The sequence below is a fragment of the Pseudomonas sp. GW460-LB5 genome (assembly GCF_059423245.1).
The window spans coordinates 1-26,745 of the sequence record NZ_JBWKXT010000075.1; the positions used below are offsets into that span (position 1 = coordinate 1).

Consider the following 26,745-nt stretch of genomic DNA (forward strand, 5'->3'; position numbering starts at 1 on the left):
TTAGGCGACGAAGTGGTTGATACCATGCTTCCAAGAAAAGCTCCTAAGCTTCAGATAACTGGGAACCGTACCCCAAACCGACACAGGTGGTTAGGTAGAGAATACCAAGGCGCTTGAGAGAACTCGGGTGAAGGAACTAGGCAAAATGGCACCGTAACTTCGGGAGAAGGTGCGCCGGCGAGGGTCAAGGACTTGCTCCGTAAGCCCATGCCGGTCGAAGATACCAGGCCGCTGCGACTGTTTATTAAAAACACAGCACTCTGCAAACACGAAAGTGGACGTATAGGGTGTGACGCCTGCCCGGTGCCGGAAGGTTAATTGATGGGGTTAGCGCAAGCGAAGCTCTTGATCGAAGCCCCGGTAAACGGCGGCCGTAACTATAACGGTCCTAAGGTAGCGAAATTCCTTGTCGGGTAAGTTCCGACCTGCACGAATGGCGTAACGATGGCGGCGCTGTCTCCACCCGAGACTCAGTGAAATTGAAATCGCTGTGAAGATGCAGTGTATCCGCGGCTAGACGGAAAGACCCCGTGAACCTTTACTATAGCTTTGCACTGGACTTTGAATTTGCTTGTGTAGGATAGGTGGGAGGCTTTGAAGTGGGGACGCCAGTTCTCATGGAGCCATCCTTGAAATACCACCCTGGCAACTTTGAGGTTCTAACTCAGGTCCGTTATCCGGATCGAGGACAGTGTATGGTGGGTAGTTTGACTGGGGCGGTCTCCTCCCAAAGAGTAACGGAGGAGTACGAAGGTGCGCTCAGACCGGTCGGAAATCGGTCGTAGAGTATAAAGGCAAAAGCGCGCTTGACTGCGAGACAAACACGTCGAGCAGGTACGAAAGTAGGTCTTAGTGATCCGGTGGTTCTGTATGGAAGGGCCATCGCTCAACGGATAAAAGGTACTCCGGGGATAACAGGCTGATACCGCCCAAGAGTTCATATCGACGGCGGTGTTTGGCACCTCGATGTCGGCTCATCACATCCTGGGGCTGAAGCCGGTCCCAAGGGTATGGCTGTTCGCCATTTAAAGTGGTACGCGAGCTGGGTTTAGAACGTCGTGAGACAGTTCGGTCCCTATCTGCCGTGGACGTTTGAGATTTGAGAGGGGCTGCTCCTAGTACGAGAGGACCGGAGTGGACGAACCTCTGGTGTTCCGGTTGTCACGCCAGTGGCATTGCCGGGTAGCTATGTTCGGAAGAGATAACCGCTGAAAGCATCTAAGCGGGAAACTTGCCTCAAGATGAGATCTCACTGGGATCTTGAATCCCCTAAAGGGCCGTCGAAGACTACGACGTTGATAGGTTGGGTGTGTAAGCGCTGTGAGGCGTTGAGCTAACCAATACTAATTGCCCGTGAGGCTTGACCATATAACACCCAAGCAATTTGCTGACGCAGATTGCGGTGGTGAAGATGATACGAACCGAAAGTTCGCAACGAACCACAAACATCACATATCCGGATTCGCTGGGCTGTCCATCTGGACATTCTGGCTACAGAATTTCTTGACGACCATAGAGCATTGGAACCACCTGATCCCATCCCGAACTCAGCAGTGAAACGATGCATCGCCGATGGTAGTGTGGGGTTTCCCCATGTGAGAGTAGGTCATCGTCAAGATTCATTTCGCAAAACCCCTATCTGCGCATGCAGGTAGGGGTTTTGTCTTTGTGGGCAAAAAAATTCTGCCCAGCTCGAATCCCTGTGGGAGCGGGCTTGTCCCGCGAACACGGGCGAAGCCCGTGCCATTCACCTCGCAGCCTGTTTCGCGGGCACGCCCGCTCCTACAGTGAAAGGGGCAACGCCAGCCAAGGGGGCTCAAAATGATGGCATTCGGCCCTTTCATGTTCGCGTGATATCGTTCCCCCTCAGCCACCAGCGCCTGCCAGAGACCCGCCGATGCCCAACATCACCCACCTCCACCCCGGCTTCATGATCGTCCACGGCAACCGCCTCGACGACCTGCGCAGCCTGGTGGTGAGCTGGATGCGTCGCTACCCCTTGGCGCCGCTGGAAAACGAAATTGCCCTGGTGCAAAGCAATGGCATCGCCCAATGGCTCAAACTCGCGCTGGCTGAAGACCCGCAGGCAGATGACCTGGGCGGCTGCGGCATCGCCGCCGCAATCGATGTGCAACTGCCCGGCAGCTTCATGTGGCAGTTGTACCGAAGCGTGCTGGGCCGTGACGAAATTCCCGAGGTTTCCCTGCTCGACAAGGCCCCGCTGACCTGGCGACTGATGCGCCTGCTGCCGGCCCTGATCGAGCGCCCGCATTTCGAGCCGCTGCGGCGCTTCCTCACCGACGACAGTGACCTACGCAAGCGTTACCAGCTCGCCGAGCGCCTGGCTGACCTGTTCGACCAGTACCAGGTCTACCGTGCCGATTGGCTCAAGGACTGGGCTGCGGGCGAGCACATCCTCAACACCGCCCGCGGCGAGCGCAAAGCGCTGCCCCCGGGCAACCGCTGGCAAGCCGAACTGTGGCGTGCGCTGCTGGAGGATGTTGGCCAAGAGGGGATGGCACAGAGCCGCGCCGGCGTGCATCAACGCTTCGTCGAGCGTATCAACAGCTTGCAGCAGGCACCCGCAGGGCTCCCGCCGCGGGTGATCGTGTTCGGTATCTCTTCGCTGCCTGCCCAGGCCCTGGAGGCATTGGCGGGCCTGGCGCGTTTCAGCCAGGTGCTGCTGTGCGTGCACAACCCCTGCCGCCACCACTGGGCCGATATCGTTGCCGACAAGGATCTGCTGCGCCATCAGTACAAGCGCCAGCAGCGCAAGCAGGGCATGCCCCTGCAACTGGACGACCAGTCGCTGCATCAACATGCCCACCCGTTGCTGGCAGCCTGGGGCAAACAAGGTCGCGACTATATCAACCTGCTCGACAGCTATGACGACCCTGGCAGCTACCAAGGTGTGTTCAGCGATGGCCGCATCGACCTTTTCAGTGACGGTTCGCCCACAACCCTGCTTAACCAACTGCAGGACGACATTCTTGAACTGCGTCCGCTCGCCGAAACCCGCGAGCTGTGGCCGCCAGTCGACACGGCGAAGGACCGCTCTGTTCGATTCCACATTGCCCACAGCCCGCAACGTGAAGTGGAGATCCTGCACGACCAACTGCTGGCCCGCTTCAGCGCCGACCCGACGTTGCGCCCGCGTGACGTGATCGTCATGCTGCCGGCTGTCGACACCTATGCGCCTCATATCCGCGCAGTGTTCGGCCAGTTGCACCGCAATGATCCACGCTACATTCCGTTCACCCTCACTGACCAGGGCCAGCGCGGTCGCGAGCCTTTGCTGATCGCCCTCGAACACCTGCTCAAGTTGCCAGACAGCCGCTTTGCGGTCAGCGAAGTACTTGACCTGCTGGACGTCCCGGCAGTCCGCGCCCGCTTCGGTATCCGCGAAAACGAATTGCCCACGCTGCACCGCTGGATCGAGGGCGCAGGTATCCGTTGGGGCATCAACGCCGAGCAGCGGGCCAGCCTGGGCTTGCCCGCCGGGCTTGAACAGAACAGCTGGCGCTTCGGCCTGCGGCGCATGCTGCTGGGCTATGCCGTGGGGGTGGGCGAAGCCTGTGACGGCATCGAACCCTATGATGAAATCGGTGGCCTGGACGCGGCACTGATCGGCCCGCTGGTCGCACTGCTTGATGCGCTCGAAGTGGCCTGCCAGGCCTTGTCCGAGCCTGCGACCGTCAGCGAGTGGGGCGAGCGCCTGCATGCTTTGCTGCAGGTGTTTTTCCTCGCTGAGGGCGAGCGTGACGAGCTCCTGCTGATGCAGCTGCAGGAGCTGCGCGATGGCTGGCTTGAGGTGTGCGAGGCCGTCGGCCTGCAAGACCCGTTGCCGCTCACCGTAGTGCGTGAAGCCTGGCTGTCGGGCCTCGACCAGGGCAAGCTGTCGCAACGCTTCCTCGCCGGCTCGGTGAACTTCTGCACCCTCATGCCTATGCGCGCCATCCCGTTCCGAGTGGTCTGCCTGCTGGGCATGAACGATGGTGATTACCCGCGCGCCCAGCAACCACTGGACTTCGACCTGATGGCCAGCGACTACCGCCCCGGTGACCGCTCACGGCGCGAAGACGATCGTTACCTGTTGCTGGAAGCGCTGCTGTCGGCGCGTGACCAGCTGTACGTCAGCTGGGTCGGGCGCAGTATCCGCGACAACAGCGAGCGACCTGCCTCGGTCCTGGTAGGCCAGTTGCGTGATCACATCGCTGCAGGCTGGCATCTGGTCGGGGCGCAGGAGGGGTCGCCAGCGCAACCGGGCGAGCAACTGCTGCACGCACTGACCCAGGAGCATCCCCTGCAGCCTTTCAGCTCACGCTACTTCCAGAAGGGCAGCCCGTTGTTCAGCTTCGCCCACGAATGGCAGCTGCTGCACCAGCAGGGCGAGGAGGATGAGCAGATTGATACCGGCCTGCCGCCTTATCTTGACGATGAAGCCCTGAGCCTGACCCAGCTCAATGACTTTTTGCGCCACCCGGTGCGGCATTTCTTCAGCCAGCGCTTGAAGGTGTACTTCGAGGCGCTGGAAGCGCCCACTCCGGACGAAGAACCTTTTGTCCTTGATACCCTGCAGCGCTATGGCGCCAGTGAAAGCCTGCTTGGCGCCGCGCTGGCCGAACCGGATAACGCCGAACAGGCCTTGCGGGCCCAGGCCAGGCGCCTTCAGGCCTGTGGTTTGCTGCCGCTGGCCGGTTTCGGCGAGCTGCTGCAAAGCGAGTTGATCGAACCGCTCCCGGACCTGCTGCAACGTCACCAGCAGTTGCTGCAACGCTGGCCGCAGCCGGTCGAGGGCGCCTTGCCGGTGCATTTCAAGCACGGCCAGCACCGTCTCGAAGGCTGGCTGGGGCGGGTCTTCCAGGCGGATGACCAGAGCCTGCTCAGTATCACCACCGTACCCAATACGATCAGCGCAGGGCGCAACAACCTCAAGTGGCACCGCCTGATCGCCCCTTGGGTTACGCACCTGGCGGCCTGTGCGGCGGGCTATTCCTATTACAGTGCCTTGGTAGCCAGCGACCTGACCCTGTTGCTCGCACCGCTGGCGCAACAGCAGGCTGCGCAGCTGTTGGGCGACCTGCTGGTGGCCCGTCAGGCGGCGATGAATGCGCCGTTGCCCGTCGCGGCCAAGACCGCGTTCGCCTGGCTGGCCGAGGACGATGCCGATAAAGCCCTGGCTGCAGCTGCGCGCGCCTACGAAGGCGATGAACGCACCCGTTTCGGCGAGCGAAGTGAGAGCATTGCCTTGGCCCGCCAGTTCCGCGACTTTGCCGCACTCACCGCTGACGAAACCTTTGAAGGCTGGTGCGAAACCTTGTACCGCCCATTGTTCACCGCCCCTTGGCAGACCCTGGGCAACTCGGAGAAAGGCGCATGACCCAGGACCGTCCCCTGGCACTGAGTTTCCCCCTGCACGGCAGCCAGCTGATCGAGGCCAGCGCTGGCACGGGCAAGACCTTCACCATCTCGGCGCTGTACTTGCGCCTGATCCTCGGTCATGGGGGCGAGCAGGGCTTCGCACGCGAGCTGCTGCCACCGCAAATCCTCGTGGTCACCTTCACTGATGCAGCCACCAAAGAGCTGCGCGAACGCATCCGCGCGCGCCTGGCGGAGGCTGCACGGTTCTTCCGTGGCGAACTGGAAGGCGCCGATCCGCTGTTGCACCAACTGCGTGACGATTACCCGCAAGAGGCTTGGCCACGTTGTGCCGGCCGCCTGGAAATCGCCGTGCAGTGGATGGACGAGGCGGCGGTATCGACCATCCACGGCTGGTGCCAGCGCATGCTGCGTGAGCATGCCTTCGACAGCGGCAGCCTGTTCACCCAGACCCTGGAAACCGACCACAGCGAGTTGCTGGGCCAGGTGATGCGCGATTACTGGCGGCGCTTCTGCTATGGCATGCAAGGTGACGCACTGGCCTGGGTGCGTGACAACTGGGGTAGCCCCGATGCTTTGCTGCCGCGCATTCGCCCACTGTTCGGCCGCGTGCGTGCCCAGCAGGATGGGCCAGAGCCAGCCGCATTGATCCAGGCCTCGCTGCAGCAACGTGGCGAACAGTTGGTCAGGCTGAAAGCACCGTGGGCGCAGTGGGCCGAAGAACTGCGGCAGATCTGCCGCGATGCGCTGGCTGCCAAGCAGGTCGATGGCCGCAAGATGCAAGCCCGTTACTTCGAGCCTTGGTTCGACAAGCTCTGCGCCTGGGCCGGGGATGAGCAACGGGTAGAGCTCGACTTGGGCACGGGCTTCACCCGCCTGACCCCGGCGGGCATGGCCGAGGCCTGGAAGGGGGAACCGCCCGAGCACCCGGGCCTGAACGCCATGCAGAGCTTGCAGCAGCAATTGCAGGCCCTGGACAGTCCGGATGCCGCCCTGCTCGAGCACGCGGCCAATTGGGTATTGGCGCGTTTCGAAGTGGAGAAGCGCCGGCGTGCAGAAATGGGCTTCGACGACATGCTCGTGCGCTTGCAGCACGCCCTCGCCAGCGAGGCCGGCGAGCGCCTGGCCAGCCTGATCCGTGAACAGTTCCCGGTAGCCCTGATCGACGAGTTTCAGGATACCGACCCGGTGCAGTACGGCATTTTCGAGCGCATCTACCCTGTCAGCGAAAACCGCGCAGAAACCGGCCTGTTCATGATCGGCGACCCCAAGCAGGCGATCTACGCCTTTCGAGGGGCCGACATTTACACCTACCTTGCTGCCCGGCGCGCCACCAGCGGCCGCCTGCACAGCCTGGACACCAACTACCGGTCCAGCAAGGCCATGGTCGCGGCGGTCAACCAAGTGTTCCTGCAGGCCGAGGCGCGTGAGGCGGGGCGGGGGGCGTTTCTGTTCCGCGAGGCCGATGACAACCCGTTGCCGTTCGTCGAGGTCCGCGCCAAGGGCCGTGGCGAACAGCTGCTGATTGACGGGGTTGCCAGTGCAGCCCTGCACTGCTGGCAGCTGCAAAGCGAAGAACCAGTCTCCAGCAGTGTCTACCGCCAGCAGCTGGCAGCCAGTTGCGCCAGCCATATCGTCGCCTTGCTCAATGGCGGTCAGCAGGGCACGGCGGGCTTCCAGAATGCCGAGGGCGAATTGCGCCCGTGCCTGCCCTCCGACATTGCCATCCTGGTGCGTGACGGGCATGAAGCGCAGATGGTGCGCGCCGAATTGGCCGCACGCGATGTGCGCAGTGTGTACCTGTCAGACAAAGACTCGGTATTCACGGCTCAGGAGGCCCACGATGTGCTGGCCTGGCTCAAGGCCTGCGCCGAGCCAGACTCGGAGCGCCTGCTCAAGGCGGCCCTGGCCAGCCTCACCTTGGGCTTGTCGCTGGTAGCGCTGGACCGCTTGAACCAGGACGAACGGGTCTGGGAAGGCTGGGTCATGCGTTTTCGCCATTATCGCGATACCTGGCAACGCCAAGGCGTGTTGCCCATGCTGCGGCACCTGCTGCATGACTTCGAGCTGCCGCGCACGCTGGTCCGCCGCAGTGATGGCGAGCGTGTCCTGACCAACCTGCTGCACCTGGCCGAGCTGTTGCAGCAGGCGGCGGGTGAGCTGGACGGCGAACAGGCGCTGATCCGCCACCTCGCCGATCATCTGGCCAGTTCCGGGCAGGTCGGTGAAGAGCAGATCCTGCGTCTGGAAAGCGACGAGCAGCTGGTCAAGGTGGTGACCATCCACAAGTCCAAGGGCCTGGAGTATCCCTTGGTCTACCTGCCGTTCATCTGCACCAGCAAGCCGGTGGATGGCAGCCGCCTGCCACTGGCCTGGCATGACAGCGAAGGTAACGCCCACCTCACCCTCACCCCGGACCCGCTACAGATCGAGCGCGCCGATGACGAGCGCCTGGCCGAAGACCTGCGTCTGCTCTACGTAGCCCTGACCCGTGCCCAGCATGCTTGCTGGCTAGGTGTTGCCGACCTCAAGCGCGGTAACCAGAAGACTTCGCAGCTGCACCGCTCGGCTTTTGGCTACCTGCTGGGTGGCGGCCTTGCCCTGGCGGGCTCGGAGCAGCTTGCAGGCTGGTTGCAAGCGTTGGCGTCAACATGCCCGTACATCACCTGCTCGGGCCTGCCGCAGGCTGATGACCGGGTGTATCGCATGCCGCACGCCGAATGTGAGCGTGTGCCCGCACGCAAACCGCGCCGCGCGGCAGCCGAGCATTGGTGGATCGCCTCGTATAGCGCCCTGCGCATCGGCGATCAGACGCTTGTTGCCGACAGCTCGCAGGCACAGCAGTTGCTGGATGACGAAGTGGTCGATGCCCAGATACTGCGAGAGGTACCGGCCGACAGTGGCGATATCCACCGCTTTCCGCGAGGGCCGAACCCTGGCACTTTCCTGCATGGCTTGCTGGAATGGGCCGGCCGGGAGGGCTTCAGCCAGGTCAGCGAAAACCCTCAGCAGATCGAGCGTACCGTGGGCCAGCGCTGTAATCGCCGTGACTGGGCGGGCTGGATTCCCACCCTCAGCCACTGGATGCAACGCCTGCTGGGCGAGACGCTGCCATTGCCGGGCTGTGAAAAGGGCGTGACGCTCGGGCAGTTGCGTCATTACCAGATCGAAATGGAGTTCTGGTTCGCCAGCCACCGGGTCGACACCGAACAACTCGACCGCCTGGTGGCGCGCCACACCCACCCCGGCCTGGCGCGCCCGGCGGCGCAGCCGACCGTGCTCAACGGCATGTTCAAAGGTTTCATCGACCTGGCGTTCGAGCTGGATGGGCGTTACTACGTGACTGACTACAAGTCCAACTGGCTGGGCCCGGATATCCAGGCCTACGACGCCATGGCCATGGAAAAGGCCATTCTCGAGCACCGCTACGACCTGCAGTACGTCTTGTACCTGCTGGCCCTGCACCGCCAGTTGCGCGCTCGCTTGCCGGACTACGATTACGACCGCCATGTTGGCGGTGCATTGTTCATCTTCCTGCGGGGCGCCAGCAGCAGTGGCCACGGTGTGTATCACACCAAGCCACCGCGCGAGCTGATTGAACGCCTTGATGCGCTGTTCCGTGGCGAGCACCCGCCGGCACAGCAAGACCTGTTTGCCGGAGCCGTGATATGAGCCGCGCCAAGCGCCGAAACCTGGTCGACCTGTTGCCCACCCCGTTGCACGCCGAACACCTGCTGGCGCTGGCGCCACAGCATGACAGCGGTGACCTGCTGCAACTGCTCGACCGCTGGGTAGAGCGGGGCTGGCTGCGTGCCCTGGACCGCGCGTTCGTCTCGTTCCTCGAAGAGCGCGCCCCCGGTAGCGACCCCTTGCTATTGCTGGCGGCGGCGCTGGCCAGCCACCAACTGGGCCACGGGCATGTCTGCCTGGACCTGCAACAAACCCTGGCCGAGCCCGATTTTGCATTGTCACTGCCGCCGGAAGGCGACGCCTTGACAGGCCCCTTGCTGCTGCCCTCGCAGTTGCTGGCCAACCTCGATTTGAAGGACTGGCGCCAACGCATCGCCGCCAGCGCGCTGGTGGCTGCCGGCGATACCCCGGGGCAGCAGGCGCGGCCACTGGTGCTCAGCGGTGAGCGCTTGTACCTGCGCCGCTACTGGCGCTACGAGCGGCGCATCGACCAGATCCTGCGCCAGCGCCTGACCCAGGCCGAGGCGCCGCTGGCCGATCTGTCAGGTCGCCTGTCGCAACTGTTCGAAGGGGGAGCGCCAGCTGGCCAGGTGGACTGGCAGAAGCTTGCCTGTGCGCTGGCAACCCGTGCCGGTTTCAGCATCATCACCGGTGGCCCCGGCACAGGCAAAACCACTACCGTGGTGCGCCTGCTGGCCTTGCTGCAGGGGCCGGCAGTGGAGCAGGGCAGGCCGCTGCGCATCCGCTTGGCCGCGCCGACCGGCAAGGCTGCTGCGCGCCTGACGGAGTCGATTGGCCAGCAAGTCGAGCGCTTGCAGGTCAGCGCCGAAGTACGTGATCAGATCCCCACTGAAGTCAGCACTGTGCACCGTCTGCTCGGCAGCCGCCCCGGCTCGCGGCACTTTCGCCACCATGCAGGCAACCCGTTGCCGCTGGACGTGCTGGTGGTCGATGAAGCGTCGATGATCGACCTGGAAATGATGGCTAACCTGCTCGACGCCCTGCCACCCCGCGCGCGCCTGGTGCTACTGGGCGACAAGGACCAGCTGGCTTCGGTCGAGGCCGGTGCGGTGCTGGGCGACCTGTGTCGGGATGCCGAGGGGGGCCACTATTCGTCGGCGACCTCTGCGTGGCTGGAACAGATCAGCGGCGAGTCGCTGGCCGCCAGCGGCCTGAAGGCCGGTGATGAGCAGCGCAACCCGCTGGCCCAGCAATTGGTGATGCTGCGCTTCTCACGGCGCTTCGGGGAAGGCAGCGGTATTGGTCAACTGGCGCGGCTGGTCAACTGCCAGGACTCCCATGCGGCGCGCAACCTGCTGGCCACGCCGCCGGCCGATGTGCACAGCCTTGCCCTCAAGCACGAGCAGGACCGGGCTTTCGACCGCCTGCTACTCGACGGCCTGAACCGCGGTGCCGAAGGCCCGCAAGGCTATCGCAGCTACCTGCGCACACTTGGCCGCTACCGGCCTGCACTCGAAACTGCATTTGACGACCCCGCGTGGGAGCAATGGGCGGGCAAGGTGCTGCACAGCTTCGAGGACTTCCAGTTGCTGTGCGCGGTGCGTCGTGGCGCCTGGGGTGTCGAAGGCCTCAACGAACGGGTGGCGCGGGTGCTGCACGCTGCCGGGCTGATCGATAGCCAGCAGCCCTGGTACGAAGGCCGTCCGGTGCTGGTGACCCGCAACGACTACGGGCTGGGGCTGATGAACGGCGACATCGGTATCGCCCTGCGCCTGCCGGACGAGCGTGGTGAGCCGCTGCTGCGGGTGGCCTTCCCGCGTAACGACGGCAGTGGTGGTGTGCGTTTCGTGCTGCCGAGCCGGCTCAATGAAGTGGAAACGGTATTCGCCATGACCGTGCACAAGTCCCAGGGCTCGGAGTTCAGCCACACGGCCCTGGTGCTGCCGGATGCGCTCAACCCGGTGCTGACCAAGGAACTGGTGTACACCGGCATCACCCGGGCCAAGCACTGCTTCAGCCTGGTCGAGCCACGCCAGGGCATTTTCGAAGAAGCGGTGGCGCGCAAGGTGCGGCGTATTTCCGGGTTGATGCTCGAACAGGTGTAAGACCGCGAGGCCCTAGCGCTGGCTTGCCGGCGAAAGGGCCATCAATCCCGATACATGAGGGGCTCCTTCCTACAACGATGCGGCCATGTGCTATCGTTGCGCCGATAGCGGTAAGGACTTTAAGAGATTTCCCACATGAACGTGGCCGCAAGGCGAGTGACAAGCTGTGCGCTTTCGCTACTGCTGGCCGGCCTGTTCTATTGCGCAGACCCTGCCCGGGCAGACCCCGGCACAACCGCCGCCCAGGCGCAGCAACGTGCAAAGGCCGTCACCCAGGTGGTCCTGGGCATCTTCAGTTACGCCCGCTGGCCCGTCGAACCCTCACCCTTGCGTTTGTGCCTGGTCGGCCCGACCGAGTACGCCGATGACCTGATCAAAGGCCATGTTCAGGAGTCCGGGCGCCCGCTGCAGGTGCGGCGCCTGCTGGCAGAAGACACCCAGGTCGCCCAGGCCTGCGATGCCATCTACATCGGCAAACTCGACCAAGGCCAGCGCGACCGGCTGTTCGAGCGCGTCAGCGGCCACCCGGTACTGAGCATCAGCGAAGCGAACGACCCGTGCACGGTTGGTAGCCTGTTCTGCCTGCGGGTCAGCGATCAGCAGGTGGCCTTTGACGTCAACCTCGACTCGGTGGCGCGTTCCGGCGTACGCATCCACCCCAGTGTGCTGCAATTGTCGCGGCGCCGGGCGGTGCAGCCATGAAGCCGACCCGCAAGCATGGCGTGCGCCCAACCCTGCGTTCGGTGCTTGGGCGTGGCCACCTCAGCGTTGCCTTGCTCGCCGTGGGCCTGGCCGGTATTTCACTTACCCTGCTGGGCGTGCTGGCCTTGCGTGTCTACGCCAATCACAACCTGCACCTGATCGCCCGTTCGATCAGCTACACCGTGGAAGCGGCGGTGGTATTCGATGACAGTGCCGCAGCCAATGAATCGCTGGTGCTGATCGCCAGCAAAGAGGAGGTGGCCGAGGCCAAGGTCTTCAACGACGAAGGCGAGCTGCTGGCGCACTGGCAACGGGGCGATACGGGCATGCTCGCCAAGCTTGAAGTGCAGGTTGCCACCGCCTTGCTGGATGAACCGATCAACCTGCCGATCCTGCACCAGCAGCAGCAGGTCGGGCACATCGAACTGGTTGGCCAGGGCCGTAGCCTGTTGCTGTTCCTGCTGAGTGGCTTGGCCGGCATCCTGTTCTGCACAATACTCAGTGCCTTGGCTGCGCAATACCTGTCGCGGCGCCTGCTCAGCGATATCGTCCGCCCGCTGCGTGGCTTGGCCAGCGTCGCCCACGCCGCCCGCCGCGAGCGCAGTTTTGACCGGCGCGTGCCGGAAGCGGGGATTGCAGAACTCAACGAACTGGGCAACGACTTCAATGCCTTGCTCGACGAACTCGAGGTATGGCACAGCCACCTGCAGAACGAAAACCAGACCCTGGCGCACCAGGCCAGTCACGACAGCCTGACCGGCCTGCCCAACCGCGCCTTCTTCGAGGGGCGGCTGAGCCGTAGCGTGCGTAACGCGGCGCGGCAGCAGGAACACTTGGCGCTGCTGTTCCTCGACAGCGACCACTTCAAGCAGATCAACGACACGCTCGGCCATGCCGTGGGCGACGAAGTGCTGATCAGCGTGGCCGACCGCGTGCGGGCCCAGCTGCGCGAACACGACCTGGTGGCACGCTTGGGCGGTGATGAGTTCGCGGTGCTGCTGACGCCTTTGCAGTCGCGCGAGGACGCCGAGCACATTGCCGAAAAGATCATTGCCAGCATGCAGCTGCCCGTGCAGTTGGACAGTGGCCGCAGTATCGCCACCTCACTGAGTGTCGGTATTGCCTATTACCCGGATGACGGCGCTGACCCCGCCAGTCTTCTCAATGCCGCCGATGCGGCGATGTACCAGGCCAAGCGCAAGCGCCGTGGCCATTGGCAAGTGGCGCAGACGGAACGGTCCGCCAGTGAAATCAAGAACAGGAGTTGAACACGTGATACACGCTTTACGCTTTTCCCTTTGGACCTTGTTACTCGCCGTGCTGGCGCTGACCGGTTGCCAGAGCGCACCCCCCAAGGGCCTTACCCCAGAACAGATTGCCGTACTCAAGCGCGAAGGGTTTACCCCGACCGATGAAGGCTGGGCTTACGACTTGTCTGGCAAGGTGCTGTTCGGCAGCGATCTGGACGGCCTCAACGGCCAGAGCCAGGCGATTGTCGAACGCATTGGCAAGGCGTTGCTTGGCGTTGGCATCCAGGGCGTACGGGTGGATGGCCATGCCGATTCGTCGGGCAAAGCGGCGTACAACCAGCAGCTGTCCGAGCGCCGCGCGCAGAGCGTGACCAGGGCGCTGGTCGGGGTTGGCATGCAGGCGCAGAACATCCAGAGCCGCGGCCTGGGCAGCACACAACCGGTGGCGGACAACCGTACCAGTGCGGGGCGCACCGAGAACCGTCGGGTGTCGATCGTGGTGGCGTCCTACTGACCGCTGTCCGCTGAGCTATCACACTTCTCTGTAGGAGCAGCCTTGTGCTGCGAAGAGGCCAGACCAGGCACAGCAGCCGTATTGCCATGACTGGCCCCTTCGCAGCACAAGGCTGCTCCTACAAAGGCGCTACGCAGCACCATCACTCCTGGGCAAAGCGCATTTCGCGGGTTTCGCCCATCAACAACGGTGCATTCGCCTCGGTCACCCCACGGATGTAATCCCACAGCAGGGTAATGCGCTTCAACTTGCGCAAATCCTCCCGGCAGTACATCCAGAACTGCCGCGTCACCTCGATCTCCTCGGGCAGCACCGTCACCAGTCGCGGGTCTTGCGCCGCAAGGAAGCACGGCAGTATCGCCAGCCCACGCCCCTGCAACGCGGCGGTGTACTGCGCAATCACACTGGTACTGCGCAAGTGTGCGCTGGCGCCGGGAATCAGGTTGGCCAGGTACAAAAGCTCCGAACTGAACGCCAGGTCATCCACGTAACTGATGAACGGGTGTTTGGCCAAGTCCGCTACCTGGCGGATCGGTGCATGGCTGTCCAGGTAGTCCTGGGTCGCATACAGCCGCAAGCGGTAGTCGCACAGCTTGCAGCACACATAAGGCCCATGCTCCGGTCGCTCCAGGGCAATTACGATGTCCGCCTCACGCTTGGACAGGCTGATGAAGTGCGGCAGCGGCAGGATATCCACAGAAATCGCCGGGTAGGCATCGACGAAGTGGCTTAGCTGCGGGGTAACGAAAAAGCTGCCGAAGCCTTCGGTGCAGCCCATGCGTACATGCCCCGACAATGCCACGCCCGACCCGGACACCTGCTCGCACGCCATGTGCAGCGTGCTTTCGATCGATTCGGCATAACCGAGCAAACGCTGCCCCTCGGCGGTAAGGACAAAGCCGTTGGTCCGCGACTTTTCAAACAACAGCGTGCCCAACGCCCCCTCCAGCGAGCTGATGCGCCGCGACACCGTGGTGTAGTCCACGCTCAGGCGTTTGGCAGCGCTGCTGGCCTTGCGGGTGCGCGCCACTTCGAGGAAAAACTTCAGGTCGTCCCAGTTGAGCGCGCTCAGGGATGTGAGGTCTTTTTGCATGATGATCCGGTTTTTTTGTGCGTTCTTGTTGGATGTTTGCACATCTATACTCGAAACAAGCCTCAGGACGCCACCTCGCGTTTGCTTGGCGCTGGCGATCTCGTCCCGACAATAATTCCAAGGAGAACGCAGATGAACGCACCGCAATCCCCAAACCAGGCCAAGGTAGAGCAGGTGAAGCTGCTGATCGACGGCCAGTGGGTCGAGTCAAAGACCACCGAATGGCGCGACATCGTCAACCCGGCCACCCAAGAGGTGCTGGCGCGGGTGCCGTTCGCCACCGTCGAGGAAGTCGACGCTGCCGTGGCCGCTGCCCACCGCGCCTTCCAGACTTGGCGAAACACCCCGATCGGCGCGCGTATGCGCATCATGCTCAAGCTGCAGGCGCTGATCCGCGAACACACCAAACGCATTGCCCAGGTGCTCAGCGCCGAGCAGGGCAAAACCCTGGCCGACGCTGAAGGCGATATTTTCCGCGGCCTGGAAGTGGTCGAACACGCCGCGTCCATTGGCACCCTGCAAATGGGCGAATTTGCCGAGAACGTCGCCGGCGGTGTCGATACCTACACCCTGCGCCAGCCAATCGGGGTATGCGCCGGTATCACCCCGTTCAACTTCCCGGCCATGATCCCGCTGTGGATGTTCCCCATGGCCATCGTGTGTGGCAACACCTTCGTGCTCAAACCGTCCGAGCAAGATCCGCTGTCGACCATGCTGCTGGTCGAGCTGGCGCTGGAAGCCGGCGTACCGGCCGGCGTGCTCAACGTGGTGCATGGCGGTAAGCAAGTGGTGGATGCCATCTGCACTCACCCGGATATCAAGGCCATTTCGTTCGTCGGCTCTACTGAAGTCGGCACCCACGTGTACAACCTCGGCAGCCAGCACGGCAAGCGCGTGCAGTCGATGATGGGTGCCAAGAACCACGCAGTGGTGCTGCCCGATGCCAACCGCACGCAAACCATCAACGCCCTGGTCGGTGCCGCCTTCGGCGCGGCGGGCCAACGCTGCATGGCCACCTCGGTGGCGGTGCTGGTGGGCAAGGCCCGTGAGTGGCTGCCCGACATCAAGGAAGCGGCAAGCAAACTTAAGGTCAATGCCGGCTGCGAACCGGGCACCGACGTTGGCCCGGTGGTTTCCAAACGCGCCAAGGAGCGTGTGCTGGGCCTGATCGAAAGCGGCATCAAGGAAGGCGCCAAGCTGGAACTCGATGGCCGCGAGGTCACGGTGCCCGGTTACGAGCAGGGCAACTTCGTTGGCCCAACCCTGTTCTCGGGCGTGAAGACCGACATGCAGGTCTATACCCAGGAAATCTTCGGCCCGGTACTGGTTACCCTGGAGGTCGATACCCTCGACGAGGCCATCGCCCTGGTCAACGCCAACCCGTTCGGTAATGGCACCGGGCTGTTCACCCAGAGCGGCGCGGCAGCGCGCAAGTTCCAGAGCGAAATTGATATCGGCCAGGTCGGCATCAACATCCCGATCCCGGTACCGGTACCGTTCTTCAGCTTCACCGGCTCCCGCGGCTCCAAGCTCGGCGACCTCGGCCCGTACGGCAAGCAAGTGGTGCAGTTCTACACTCAGACCAAGACCGTCACCGCTCGCTGGTTCGATGACGACAGCGTCAATGACGGTGTGAACACCACCATCAGCCTGCGCTAAGGAGAAGTCATGCGTATTGCATTCATTGGTTTGGGCAATATGGGTGCGCCCATGGCCCGCAACCTGATCAAGGCCGGGCATCAACTGAACCTGTTCGACCTCAACAAGGCCGTGCTGGCCGAGCTGGCAGAGCTGGGTGGGCAGATCAGCCCATCACCCAAGGACGCGGCAGCCAACAGCGAGCTGGTGATCACCATGCTGCCGGCTGCTGCCCATGTACGCAGCGTGTACCTGAACGAAGATGGCGTGCTGGCCGGTATTCGTGCCGGTACGCCTACCGTGGACTGCAGCACCATCGACCCGCAAACCGCCCGTGATGTGTCCAAGGCGGCAGCGGCCAAAGGCGTAGACATGGGCGACGCGCCGGTGTCCGGTGGCACTGGCGGCGCGGCGGCCGGCACCCTTACCTTCATGGTAGGCGCCAGTGCCGAGCTGTTCGCCACGCTCAAGCCGGTACTGGAGCAGATGGGCCGCAACATCGTGCACTGCGGTGAAGTCGGCACCGGGCAGATCGCCAAAATCTGCAACAACCTGCTGCTGGGCATCTCGATGGTCGGTGTGTCCGAGGCCATGGCCCTGGGCAACGCGCTGGGCATCGATACCAAGGTGCTGGCCGGCATCATCAACAGTTCGACCGGGCGTTGCTGGAGTTCGGACACCTACAACCCGTGGCCAGGCATTATCGAAACGGCGCCGGCATCGCGTGGTTATACCGGTGGCTTTGGCGCCGAACTGATGCTCAAGGATTTGGGGCTGGCCACTGAAGCGGCACGCCAGGCTCACCAACCGGTGATCCTGGGTGCTGTGGCCCAGCAGCTGTACCAGGCCATGAGCCTGCGTGGCGAGGGTGGCAAGGACTTCTCGGCCATCGTCGAGGGTTATCGCAAGAAAGATTGACGCAAGAGGTGGGCTTCATCGCGGGCCAGGCGGCCTTCCCTCTGTAACTGCGCACCAGAGGGAAGGGCACCTGCCCCGCGATTTTTTTTGCCCGTATTTCAGGCTAGAGATGGTTGTAGGAGCAGCCTTGTGCTGCGAAGAGGCCAGCCAAGACAACACAACTGCTGTGTCTGAACTGGCCTCTTCGCAGCCCAAGGCTGCTCCTACACAGGGCTATGTGTAGCTTCAGGGATCAGGCGAAGACAAAATACTTGCGCACGGTCTCGACCACTTCCCAGGTGCCTTTCATACCTGGTTCGATCACGAACACGTCGCCGGCCTTCAGGTGCTTCGGCTCTTCGCCTTCCGGGGTGATGATGCAGTAGCCATCGAGGAAGTGGCAGAACTCCCACTTCTCGTAGTTGACCTCGAACTTGCCCGGGGTGCAGATCCAGGTGCCCATGATCTTGCTGCCGTCGGCCGACAGGTAGGCATTGAGGTTGACGGTGTGCGGATCGCCGCCGATGCGCTTCCACTTGGTGGCGTCCACGACCGGCGTCGGGCAGGTTTCGCGCAGGACGGTGATGAAATCGGACATGTGGCAACTCCTGGTGACTGGCTGAATGACGGGTCACCATAGGGCCATCGGCCGAGCCGCAGTTGCCTGGGCTCGACGTCCAGCTGTCTGGTCGCGCTATGCCAGACGTTTGATATTCGCTACGCCCACCAGTACCGCACAAAGTGGAAGAACACTGGCGCGGCAAAGCACACCGAGTCCATGCGATCGAGCATGCCGCCGTGGCCTTCGATCATGTGGCCCCAGTCCTTCACCCCGCGGTCGCGCTTGATCGCCGACATCACCAGCCCGCCGAAGAAGCCCATGGCGTTGACCGCCAACGCCATCAGCGCGGCCTGCCAGAAGGTGAACGGGGTGATCCAGCACAACAGGGCGCCGATCAGGGTGGCCAGTGCCACGCCGCCGGCCAACCCTTCTACGGTCTTGGACGGTGACAGGTTGGGGGCCACCTTGTGCTTGCCAAACAGCTTGCCGCACACGTACTGCAGCACGTCGCTGATCTGCACCACCAGGATCAGCCAGGCGATCAGCAGCAGGTTCCGCCCCTCGTAGCCGGGGATGTCCAGGGTCATCAAGGCGGGCACCGACGATACGCAGTACACCGCGATCATCAGCCCCCACTGCACCTTCGACGCACGTTCGAGAAAGCGCGTGGTATCGCCGCCGAAGCTGGCCAAAATCGGCAGCAGCAGGAACAGGTACACCGGGATGAAGATGCTGAACAGGCCGTACCAGTCCATGGCGATCAGCACGTACTGCACCGGCAGTGCCACATAAAACGCTGCCACCAGCGCCGGGTAGTCGCTGCGCCGGGTCGGGGTGAGGGTCATGAACTCGCGCAGGGCGTAGAACGACACACCATAGAACAGCACGATCACGCCGTATTTACCGAACAGGAAGGCAATGCCGATTACCAGCACCATCACCCACCAGGCGTTGATGCGGGCGTTGAGGTTGTCGATTACCGCGTGTGGCGCCGGGCCGGCGCGCCACTTGAGCAGGCGGCCGGTCACGCTGGCGAGCAGCAGCAGGGCGCCGATGCCGGCGAACAGGGAAAGGGTGTTGTCGTCCATCTCAGGCATCCTTCGGGGCCAGGTTCAGCAGGGCCTGGCTGGCCCGCTCGAGAAAGGCCTGCTTGCTTTCGTCAGCGTGCAGGTGCAGTGGTTCGCCAAAGCTCAGTGTGCACAGCAACGGCAGGGGCAGGGCACGGCCCTTGGGCATCACCCGGTTGAGGTTGGCGATCCATACCGGTACCAGCTCGACATCGGGATGGGCCGCGGCCAGGTGGTACAACCCGCTCCTGAACGGCATCAGTGGCTCGTCACCCAGGTTACGCGTGCCTTCCGGGAAGAAGATCAGCGAGTCGCCTTGGGCCACGGCTTCAAGGATCGGCTGTAGCGGGCTGCCTTGCCCTTCGCTGCGTTGGCGGTCGATCAATACGCCGTTGAACACCTTGCGAATGAGAAAATCGCGGATGCCCGGCTTGGCCCAGTAGTCCGCGCCGGCCACCGGGCGGGTGCGTTTGCGCAAGGGCTGCGGCAGTGAAGCCCACAGCAGTACGAAGTCACCGTGGCTACTGTGGTTGGCGAAGTACAGGCGCTGCACTGGCAGCGGCGTGCAACCCAGCCACAGGGCGCGGGCGCCCGTGATCAGGCGGGCGGCGGAGGTGATGAGGTAGGCGGTCAGGTTGGCGAGCATGGATCGGTGGTCATCCCTTCAAAGGCAGTGTCAGCAGGGTAGCCAAGGCCAGCGACAACTGCAGGCCCAGGCACACTGCCTGGCGGCGCAACAGGCCCAACGCGGCCTGGCTGCGTTCAGGCCAGGCGCGGGCGTCCGTGGCCTGCGGTTTCAGTTTCAGCTCGAACAGGGCGCGGTCCAGGGCCTGGGTGTCCGCTGCCAGGTGGTTGCTGCTGGCGAGGTGGGTGAACAGTTCGGCATCCATGGCCACGCGGATGGCCCAGTACTTGTGCACTACGCCAAGCACCAGCAGCACGCCGCACAGCAAGCTGGCCAGCGTTTGAAGGGGCGCACCCAGCAACGGCGCAAGGCCGTAGGCCAGGGCCAGCAGGGTGAACCCGTCGGACACGCGTTCCAGCTGTTTGCCGCGGCCCAGCAGGCAGGCCACCACCCGCAGGTTCATGGCTGTGCTCCAAGTTGTTGCAGGGCCCGGCGGTGTGCCGGGTGCAGGACGATGCCGGGGCGGGCTTTGCGGATCAGTGCTTCGGCCTGCTGGGCGTCGCTGCAGCGGCCGGAGAGCAGCAGCCAGGCGGCCACGGCGCTGGCGCTGCGTGAATAGCCCAGAGCGCAGCAGACCAGTACGGGGCCTTGGGCGCGCAGGCGTTCGATGGCGTCGGCGGCCTGTTGTAAAAGGGCAACGTCCGGCGCTATCAGGTCCAGGGTAGGGAAACACTGATACTCAAAGGCTGGCGCGGCCGTTGTAGGAGCGGCCTCGTGTCGCGAAAGGGGCGCGAAGCGGCCCCGGTTTTTCAGCTTTGCGGCAGACATTGCCGGGGCCGCTGCGCAGCCCTTTCGCGACACAACGCCGCTCCCACAAATGTGCGCAGCAGGGCGGCTGACAGCGCACGGCAGCTCGGCGCACAAATCGACAATTGCGGCGAACGGCGTGCTGCGCCCAGGGACCCTCCCCAGATACACGCCATCGCACACCTCATCGGCCTGCGGGTGGTGCCAGGTCCAGAGCCGCGAATTGACCCACGCTCCGACCAGGTACGGTGTCAGCAGCCAGATGGCCGCGCTCGACAAGCGCCCATCGGCGCCTTTCTGAAACCCGCCTGCACCGAACACGGCATAATTCAGCGCAACCAGCGCCAGCGATAGACTCGGCCAAGCCAACCACAACCAGGCACCGCTCAATTCAACGGCAGGCACTGCGCACAACACTGCGCCCAGGGCATAACAAAACGCGACCCACCAGCGCTTGGCATCCCGTGCAAAGTGCACCTGCTGCCAGGGCAGCCGCCCTTGATACGGCCACAGCCAGACGCAGGCAAACCCCGCCAATGCCCCCGTGGGTACATCGATGAAATGGTGCTGCCAGGTGGTCAGTACCGACACCCCGATCAACGCCATCCAGCCATGCATCAGCCATCGCCAGGGCTGACGCCGCACATGCCGGGCAAACATCGTCCAGATGATCACCAGCAGCGCAATGTGCAGCGAAGGCGCCTGGTTGAACGGCTTGTCGAACCCCATTAGCACATCGAACAGCCAGCCGAACAGCCCGCCCAGCTCCGGCCGTTCGAAGGTGAACCGCAGCGGCCACAGCAGGAAACAGGTGACACTGATCACTTGTGCGCTGAGCAGTGCCAGCGCATGCCGGTCCATTTCCTGGCGCGTACGCGGCAGCAGAAAGGACAGCCCGTAGAGCAAGTCGATCGACCAGTACGGGATGATCGTCCAAGGCCACAGCGGCATGCTGCGCTCCCAGCCGAACACCAGGCTACCGACATCACTGCGGCCGGCGGTATGGTTGTTCGCCAGCCCGTAACTGAGGAAGAACAACGGCCCCAGCAGCAGAAGCCAGAACACCCCTCGGCGTACCAGCCCAGGCTCGCGTGGTGGGTTCATTCAGCGCACCCGCTGTGCCAGGCTGACGCTGAAAATACCCCATTCATCGATGCGCTGGGCCAGCTTGCGGAAGCCGGCTGCTTCTACCAACTGGTCCATTTCGGCCTGGCTGCGGCGTCGCATCACCCAGGCCTCGCCGCCTCGGTGGCTGGTGAGCGCGCGGGCGATCATTTCCAGTTGTGGGTGCCACGGCTGGCCGGTGTAGACCAGATAACCGCCATCTTCCACGGCATCGGCCAGGCCGGCCAGCGAATTGCCCACCAGTTGGTTGCTGGGGAACAGTTCGTAGAGCCCCGATACAACGGCCAGGGTCGGTGGCTGTTCCAGCGTGGCGAGGCTCTGGCGGTCGAAGGCATCGCCCTGGACGAAACGGGCGATGTCAGCCAGGCCCTTTTCGGCGATCAGCGCGCTGCCTTGCTGCACGTTCAGCTCGCTGTAGTCGCGCAGCAGGATCGAATCAGGCAACTGCTCAAGGTCTTGCAGGGCTTCGAGGATGTAGCGGCCATGACCGGCGGCGATATCGACAATGTGCACTGGCCGTTGTTGTTCGCGCAGCCGGTTGATGGCCAAGCGCAGCAGCTCTTCGACGTGGAGCTTGCGCTGGCGAATACCGCGCCAGCCGATAGCGTCGAGGTAGTGCTGGTCGATCAGGCGGCCCAGCTTGCCCTTGCCGGTCGGTTGGTTGCGGTACACATAGTCGAGCGTGCTGCCCGAGTCGAAGCCGGTGTCAAAGCCCAGTTTCACACCCGCAGACAGTCCCTTGCCCAGGCTTAGCCCAGCGCGGGTAGCGCGCCAGTAAAGGTCACGCGGCGAGTGGCGTGGCAATGGTGCGGCCAGGCTTTCGGCTTCGGCGCAACTGGCGCCGGTCTTGTCGGCATCGAGCAGTGAGGGCAGCGCGGCGGGGCTGGCGAAGCAATGCTCCACAAATCGCTCGATGCGCTTCAGGGCATGGGCCCGGTCACGTTCGCCAAGGGTATCGTGGAAGAAACCCGGCAGGAGGTGCATTTCCTTGCGCGTGCTGCCCAGCCGTTCGAAAAAGCGTTCCTGCGGCTGGCGCTCGACCACGAAATCGGCCCCGGATACCAGCAACTGGGTCGGTACCTGAATGGCCTGGGCATCCGCCACCACCCGGTCAGCGGCTTCGTATAGGCCCAGCAGCATGGTCACCGAAATCGGCCGGCTGATCAGCGGGTCGGCCACGTATGACATGACCCGCTCGGGGTCGTGCGTGAGCAGGCGGGGCTTGACGTAGCTGTTGACGAAGAAGTTGCCGCGCAAGGCCTTGAGCAGCTTCAGGCCCGGGCGGGCGAACGGCACGTAGAGCTTGACCTTGAACGCTGGTGAGGCCAGTACCAGGCAGCGCACCTTGGGTGCATAGTCGTGGGCCCAGGTGGCAATCAGTACAGCGCCGACGCTTTGCGCCAGCACCACCATGTCGTGCTCGGCGATGCCGTGATGTGCCTGGATATGTTCGATGAAGGTTTGCACGTCGCGCACGCTGGTGGCAAACCCCGGGCTGTCGCCACGTGCGCCTGGCGACTGGCCATGGCCGCGGGCATCCCAAGCGAAGAAGTCATAGCCCGGCATGTCCAGTTCATCGGCCAGGTGGGCCATGCGCCCGCCGTGTTCATGGCCGCGGTGGAACATCACCACGGCCCGGCGTGGCTGGTGCTCGTTGCGGGTGGCAGGCCAATGACGGTAGTGCAACTCGACACCGTCATGGGTGGAGAAGTGCAGCGCTTGCGCTTGGCGCATGATCAACGTCCTTTTTGCGGCGGCTTTGGGCTCAGCGGGTTTCGGCCAGCCCCTGGCGAACCCGGTTGTAGAGGGTATAGAGCGAGAGCGCGAGGATGACCAGCAGCAAGCCATTGACCCAGCTGCCGTTCAGCAGGCCAAACGCGACCCCGGTGCCCAGCACGCCGAAGGCAAAGGCCCGGTCGCTTTTGCCCATGGGGCCGTCATAACGCCGCGATGCACCGGCCAGCGGGCCCATGACACCGGCGTATTCACTGAAGGTGGCACACAGCACCAGCAGCACCACCAGCGTTGGTGAAACCCCGGCCAGCAGGGCGAAGGGCAGGTACAGGGCGGCGTCGGCGATTACGTCGCAGAGTTCATTGAGGTAGGCGCCGAGGGTGGATTGCTGGCCGAACTCCCTGGCCAGCATACCGTCGACCGCATTCAGCGCCATGCGCAGCAGCATCCAGACCGGTATCAGGATGAACAGCCAGGTAATGTGGGGCAGGCTGGCCAGCAGCAGGCCCAGCAGGATCGACACCACTGCGGCGGCGACGGTGACCTGGTTGGCGGTGACACCGCGGTCGTAAAGGCGCTGGACTGCCGGGCGCAGCAGGGCCTGGAAGCGTGGTTTGAGCTGGTAGATCGATGCCACTGTGAAATCCTTTTTCGTGGTGCGATGGGAGGATTGTGTGCGACCGGCCAAAAAAATGCACTTCCTGTGCAGGAACTACCGCTTCAACGGGTGAGGGTGGTTACCAATGCTGCGGCATAGCCCGGTAACGCCGCAAAATCCCGCGCGCACACCAGCAACTTGCGGTTGGCCCACGCCTCTTCCAGCGCCACCCAGTGCATTGGCAACACGCCCTGCCAGCGCTTCACGGCTGCCAGCGGCACCACCCCGACGCCGGCCCCGCCAGCAACCATGCGGATCACCCCATCGAAACCCTCGGCCCGCACCCGTACTTGCATGCGGCGCCCCTCGCGCAGTGCCTGCTCCTCCAGATACTGCGCCAACGCGCTACTGGCGCCCAGCCCGACATGGCCATGGACCAGGCTGTCGATGAAGCGGGGCGCGGCCTCACTGGCCAACGGGTGGCCCAAGGGTGTCACCAGCACCAGCGGGTCATCGCGAAACGGGCGGGTCTGCAGGTGTTGATTGGGCGCGGCAGTCGATACGATGCCAAGGTCCGCCATGCCCTGGGTAATCGCCTGCACGATGCGCAGGCTCGGCAACGCCTGCACATCCACGCTGACCCCGGGGTTTTCAGCCAGATAGCTGGCCAGCAGCTCCGGCAGGTACTCTGTAAGTGCTGCTGTGTTGCACAGCAAGCGCACCTGGCCCTGCTGCCCTTGCGCGTACTGGCCCAGATCAAACTGCAGGCGCTCGACCTGCTGGCCTATCAGACGTGCATGCTGCAGCAGTGCCTGGCCAGCCGGGGTCGGCTGCACGCCACGGCGGTTGCGCGCCAGCAACGGGATACCCAGCGATGCCTCCATGGCGCGGATGCGCGCGCTGGCGGCCGGCAGCGACAGGTGGCTGCGGCTGGCGCCGGCGGTGATGTTGCCGCATTCCAGGGTGTGCTGGAACAGTTTGAGGTCGATCAGGTCGAAATGCATGTGGCTCTGTCATTGCAAGAGTCTGGCTGAGTATATGGCAGATTTTCCCGCAGCCCGGAACCGGCCATCATCCGCCCATGACTACTTCGCTCGCTTTCTACCAGAACATTGGCCCGGCATTGTCGCTGCTGGTGGTACTGACCTTCCTGCTGGCGGGTGCGGTGAAGGGGGTAATCGGCCTGGGCCTGCCGACCATCGCCATGGGCCTGCTGGGCCTGGCTATGCCACCGGCGCAGGCTGCAGCATTGCTGATCGTGCCTTCGACCCTCACCAACATTTGGCAACTGGCCAGCGGCGGGCACCTGCGTGCGTTGCTGGCGCGGCTGGGGCCGATGCTGGCGCTGATCTTCATTGGCACCCTGCTGGGCAGTGCCTGGTTGGGGATCGACAGTGGCCCATGGGCCGCGCACGCACTGGGTGCGGCCTTGTTGGCATATGCGTTGTACGGCCTGCTCGGCCCAAGCTTGCACCTGGCGCCGGCGCACGAGCGTTGGCTAGGGCCGGTCTGCGGGCTGGTGACGGGGGTGATCACGGCGGCAACCGGGGTGTTCGTGATACCTGCTGTGCCCTATCTGCAGAGCCTGGGCCTGAGCCGTGAACAGATGATCCAGGCCCTGGGCCTGTCGTTCACGGTTTCAACCGTGGCGCTGGCGGTTGGCCTGGCCGGGCAGGATGCCCTGGGGGGCCAGGCGTTGGGGGCTTCGCTGCTGATGCTGGCGCCCGCCTTGCTCGGCATGCTGGCCGGGCAGTGGTTGCGTCAGCGCATCAGCGCGCTGCTGTTCAAGCGTTGCTTTTTCATCGGCCTGGCCGCACTCGGCGGCCACTTGCTGATCAACGGCTAGCGGACGAGGCACTGAGCATGTCGACCCGCTGGATATCGAACTCGCGCTCCAGGTAGTCCATGCGCTTTTCAAAAAACGCCTTCATGTGCGGCAAAGCCGAGTGCACGTCCAGTGCAGCCTGGTCGGCCCACACTTCAAAGAACACGAACAGGTTTGGGTCCTGCTGGTCGCGCAGCATGTGGTACTCGATGCAGCCCGGTTCCTGGCGGCTGGGCTCGACGTAGGGGCGGAACAGGGTTTCGAACGCATCAGCCATTTCCGGGCGGGTCTTGGCTTTGAGGATGAAGGCGAACTGCTCACTCATGGGGCACTACTCGATGATGGGTGGTGAAACGATTCTAAGGCAATAATACTTTACCCATTCGTGACTTCTGCTCAATTGTATTTTGCCTTGTCATTGCTGTATCCCAGCCCCGCGAGCCTCTAACCTGCCGGCATCAAATTTTCACTCGGCCCGGGAGGCCAGCATGAAAAAGATCCTTCTGCTTAATGGTGGTAAACAGTTCGCCCATTCCGAAGGCCGCCTCAACGCGACCTTGCACGAAGCGGCCATCGCTCACCTGGACCGTGCCGGTTACGATGTGCAGCAGACCTTCATCGACGGCGGCTACGACGTGCAGGCCGAGGTCGAGAAGTTTCTCTGGGCCGATGTGATCGTGTACCAGATGCCGGGCTGGTGGATGGGCGCACCCTGGACCGTGAAAAAGTACATCGACGAAGTCTTTACCGCGGGCCATGGCAGCCTTTACGCCAACGATGGCCGTACCCGTTCGGACCACTCGCAGAAATACGGCAGCGGTGGGCTGGTGCACGGCAAGCAGTACATGCTGTCGCTGACCTGGAATGCGCCGCAGCAGGCGTTCGATGACCCGAGCGACTTCTTCGAAGGCAAAGGTGTGGATGCCGTGTACTTCCCGTTCCACAAGGCCAACCAGTTCCTTGGCATGACTGGCCTGCCGACTTACCTGGCGGTGGATGTGATGAAGCGCCCGGATGTGCCGGCGGCGTTGGCTGCTTATGAAGCACATCTGGACAAGGTGTTCGGCAGGGCACAGCAGTAGGTTGCCTTTTCCGGCCTCTTCGCGGGGCAAGCCCGCTTGTGTCTTGGAGAAGGAATAGAATCTGAAGTGAGAGCGGTGAATGGCAAGCTGA

General features: G+C 63.4%; 20 protein-coding genes and 2 rRNA genes. 12 read left to right on the forward strand and 10 right to left on the reverse strand.

Annotation, left to right across the window (positions count from 1 at the left end; all coding sequences use genetic code 11):
- The 8 genes from AC07XM_RS27990 to yfiB form a co-directional block, all read left to right on the forward strand.
- Window positions 1–1,368 (forward strand): 23S ribosomal RNA (locus AC07XM_RS27990); the annotation flags it as partial.
- Window positions 1,369–1,502: 134 nt separating this feature from the next.
- Window positions 1,503–1,618, forward strand: a 5S ribosomal RNA gene (gene rrf / locus AC07XM_RS27995).
- Window positions 1,619–1,897: 279 nt separating this feature from the next.
- On the forward strand, window positions 1,898–5,380 hold the full coding sequence (gene recC / locus AC07XM_RS28000; RefSeq protein ID WP_102690053.1) for an exodeoxyribonuclease V subunit gamma: 3,483 nt from the start codon (window positions 1,898–1,900) through the stop codon (window positions 5,378–5,380).
- Window positions 5,377–9,051, forward strand: a complete 3,675-nt coding sequence (gene recB, locus AC07XM_RS28005) for an exodeoxyribonuclease V subunit beta (protein WP_102690054.1) — start codon at window positions 5,377–5,379, stop codon at window positions 9,049–9,051. Before recC ends, recB begins: the two co-directional genes overlap by 4 nt.
- Window positions 9,048–11,135 (forward strand): exodeoxyribonuclease V subunit alpha, encoded by a 2,088-nt coding sequence (gene recD, locus AC07XM_RS28010; RefSeq protein ID WP_102690055.1) that lies wholly within the window; start codon window positions 9,048–9,050, stop codon window positions 11,133–11,135. The genes recB and recD overlap by 4 nt, the downstream gene beginning before the upstream one ends.
- 135 nt (window positions 11,136–11,270) lie before the next feature.
- A complete protein-coding gene (gene yfiR, locus AC07XM_RS28015; protein ID WP_016489130.1) occupies window positions 11,271–11,837 on the forward strand; it encodes a regulatory sequestration protein YfiR in 567 nt (188 codons plus the stop codon).
- On the forward strand, window positions 11,834–13,105 hold the full coding sequence (dgcN, locus tag AC07XM_RS28020; protein ID WP_023046901.1) for a diguanylate cyclase DgcN/YfiN: 1,272 nt from the start codon (window positions 11,834–11,836) through the stop codon (window positions 13,103–13,105). Before yfiR ends, dgcN begins: the two co-directional genes overlap by 4 nt.
- A gap of 4 nt (window positions 13,106–13,109) precedes the next feature.
- Complete coding sequence (gene yfiB / locus AC07XM_RS28025; RefSeq protein WP_016489128.1) at window positions 13,110–13,601, forward strand: outer membrane lipoprotein YfiB; 492 nt, start codon at window positions 13,110–13,112, stop codon at window positions 13,599–13,601.
- A 142-nt stretch (window positions 13,602–13,743) separates the two neighbouring features.
- Here yfiB and AC07XM_RS28030 read toward each other — a convergent pair whose 3' ends face one another.
- Entirely contained in the window at window positions 13,744–14,694 is a 951-nt protein-coding gene (locus tag AC07XM_RS28030; protein ID WP_023046902.1) for a LysR family transcriptional regulator, read from the reverse strand.
- A gap of 132 nt (window positions 14,695–14,826) precedes the next feature.
- Between AC07XM_RS28030 and AC07XM_RS28035 the strand changes: the two genes are divergently transcribed.
- The gene (locus tag AC07XM_RS28035; RefSeq protein WP_016489126.1) at window positions 14,827–16,353 is read left to right on the forward strand and encodes a CoA-acylating methylmalonate-semialdehyde dehydrogenase; all 1,527 of its coding nucleotides are present in this window, start codon (window positions 14,827–14,829) and stop codon (window positions 16,351–16,353) included.
- A 9-nt stretch (window positions 16,354–16,362) separates the two neighbouring features.
- Window positions 16,363–17,250, forward strand: coding sequence for a 3-hydroxyisobutyrate dehydrogenase (gene mmsB, locus AC07XM_RS28040; RefSeq protein ID WP_016489125.1), 888 nt, complete (start codon window positions 16,363–16,365; stop codon window positions 17,248–17,250).
- Window positions 17,251–17,482: 232 nt separating this feature from the next.
- Here the strand turns inward: mmsB and AC07XM_RS28045 are convergent, their stop codons facing one another.
- The 8 genes from AC07XM_RS28045 to AC07XM_RS28080 form a co-directional block, all read right to left on the reverse strand.
- On the reverse strand, window positions 17,483–17,827 hold the full coding sequence (locus AC07XM_RS28045; RefSeq protein WP_003258412.1) for a cupin domain-containing protein: 345 nt from the start codon (window positions 17,825–17,827) through the stop codon (window positions 17,483–17,485).
- A gap of 119 nt (window positions 17,828–17,946) precedes the next feature.
- Complete coding sequence (locus AC07XM_RS28050) at window positions 17,947–18,879, reverse strand: phosphatidate cytidylyltransferase (RefSeq protein WP_016489124.1); 933 nt, start codon at window positions 18,877–18,879, stop codon at window positions 17,947–17,949.
- A gap of 1 nt (window position 18,880) precedes the next feature.
- Complete coding sequence (locus AC07XM_RS28055; protein ID WP_016489123.1) at window positions 18,881–19,504, reverse strand: lysophospholipid acyltransferase family protein; 624 nt, start codon at window positions 19,502–19,504, stop codon at window positions 18,881–18,883.
- Between the two features lie 10 nt (window positions 19,505–19,514).
- Window positions 19,515–19,946, reverse strand: a complete 432-nt coding sequence (locus AC07XM_RS28060) for a hypothetical protein (protein ID WP_023046903.1) — start codon at window positions 19,944–19,946, stop codon at window positions 19,515–19,517.
- A complete protein-coding gene (locus AC07XM_RS28065) occupies window positions 19,943–21,394 on the reverse strand; it encodes a phosphatase PAP2/dual specificity phosphatase family protein (RefSeq protein WP_016489121.1) in 1,452 nt (483 codons plus the stop codon). The genes AC07XM_RS28060 and AC07XM_RS28065 overlap by 4 nt, the downstream gene beginning before the upstream one ends.
- Window positions 21,395–23,149 carry a bifunctional alpha/beta hydrolase/class I SAM-dependent methyltransferase gene (locus tag AC07XM_RS28070; RefSeq protein ID WP_016489120.1) on the reverse strand — a complete coding sequence of 585 codons (1,755 nt, stop codon included), beginning with the start codon at window positions 23,147–23,149 and terminating at the stop codon, window positions 21,395–21,397.
- Between the two features lie 31 nt (window positions 23,150–23,180).
- A complete protein-coding gene (locus tag AC07XM_RS28075) occupies window positions 23,181–23,786 on the reverse strand; it encodes a CDP-alcohol phosphatidyltransferase family protein (RefSeq protein WP_023046905.1) in 606 nt (201 codons plus the stop codon).
- 83 nt (window positions 23,787–23,869) lie between these two features.
- Complete coding sequence (locus tag AC07XM_RS28080) at window positions 23,870–24,751, reverse strand: LysR substrate-binding domain-containing protein (RefSeq protein ID WP_096426755.1); 882 nt, start codon at window positions 24,749–24,751, stop codon at window positions 23,870–23,872.
- Window positions 24,752–24,828: 77 nt separating this feature from the next.
- On the opposite strand from AC07XM_RS28080, the gene AC07XM_RS28085 reads away from it, so the two are divergent.
- Entirely contained in the window at window positions 24,829–25,593 is a 765-nt protein-coding gene (locus AC07XM_RS28085; protein WP_016489117.1) for a sulfite exporter TauE/SafE family protein, read from the forward strand.
- Here AC07XM_RS28085 and AC07XM_RS28090 read toward each other — a convergent pair.
- Window positions 25,583–25,897 carry a putative quinol monooxygenase gene (locus AC07XM_RS28090; protein WP_102690056.1) on the reverse strand — a complete coding sequence of 105 codons (315 nt, stop codon included), beginning with the start codon at window positions 25,895–25,897 and terminating at the stop codon, window positions 25,583–25,585. The genes AC07XM_RS28085 and AC07XM_RS28090 overlap by 11 nt on opposite strands.
- A 163-nt stretch (window positions 25,898–26,060) precedes the next feature.
- Between AC07XM_RS28090 and mdaB the strand changes: the two genes are divergently transcribed.
- Window positions 26,061–26,654 carry an NADPH:quinone oxidoreductase MdaB gene (gene mdaB, locus AC07XM_RS28095; protein ID WP_016489115.1) on the forward strand — a complete coding sequence of 198 codons (594 nt, stop codon included), beginning with the start codon at window positions 26,061–26,063 and terminating at the stop codon, window positions 26,652–26,654.
- Window positions 26,655–26,745 lie beyond the last annotated feature (91 nt).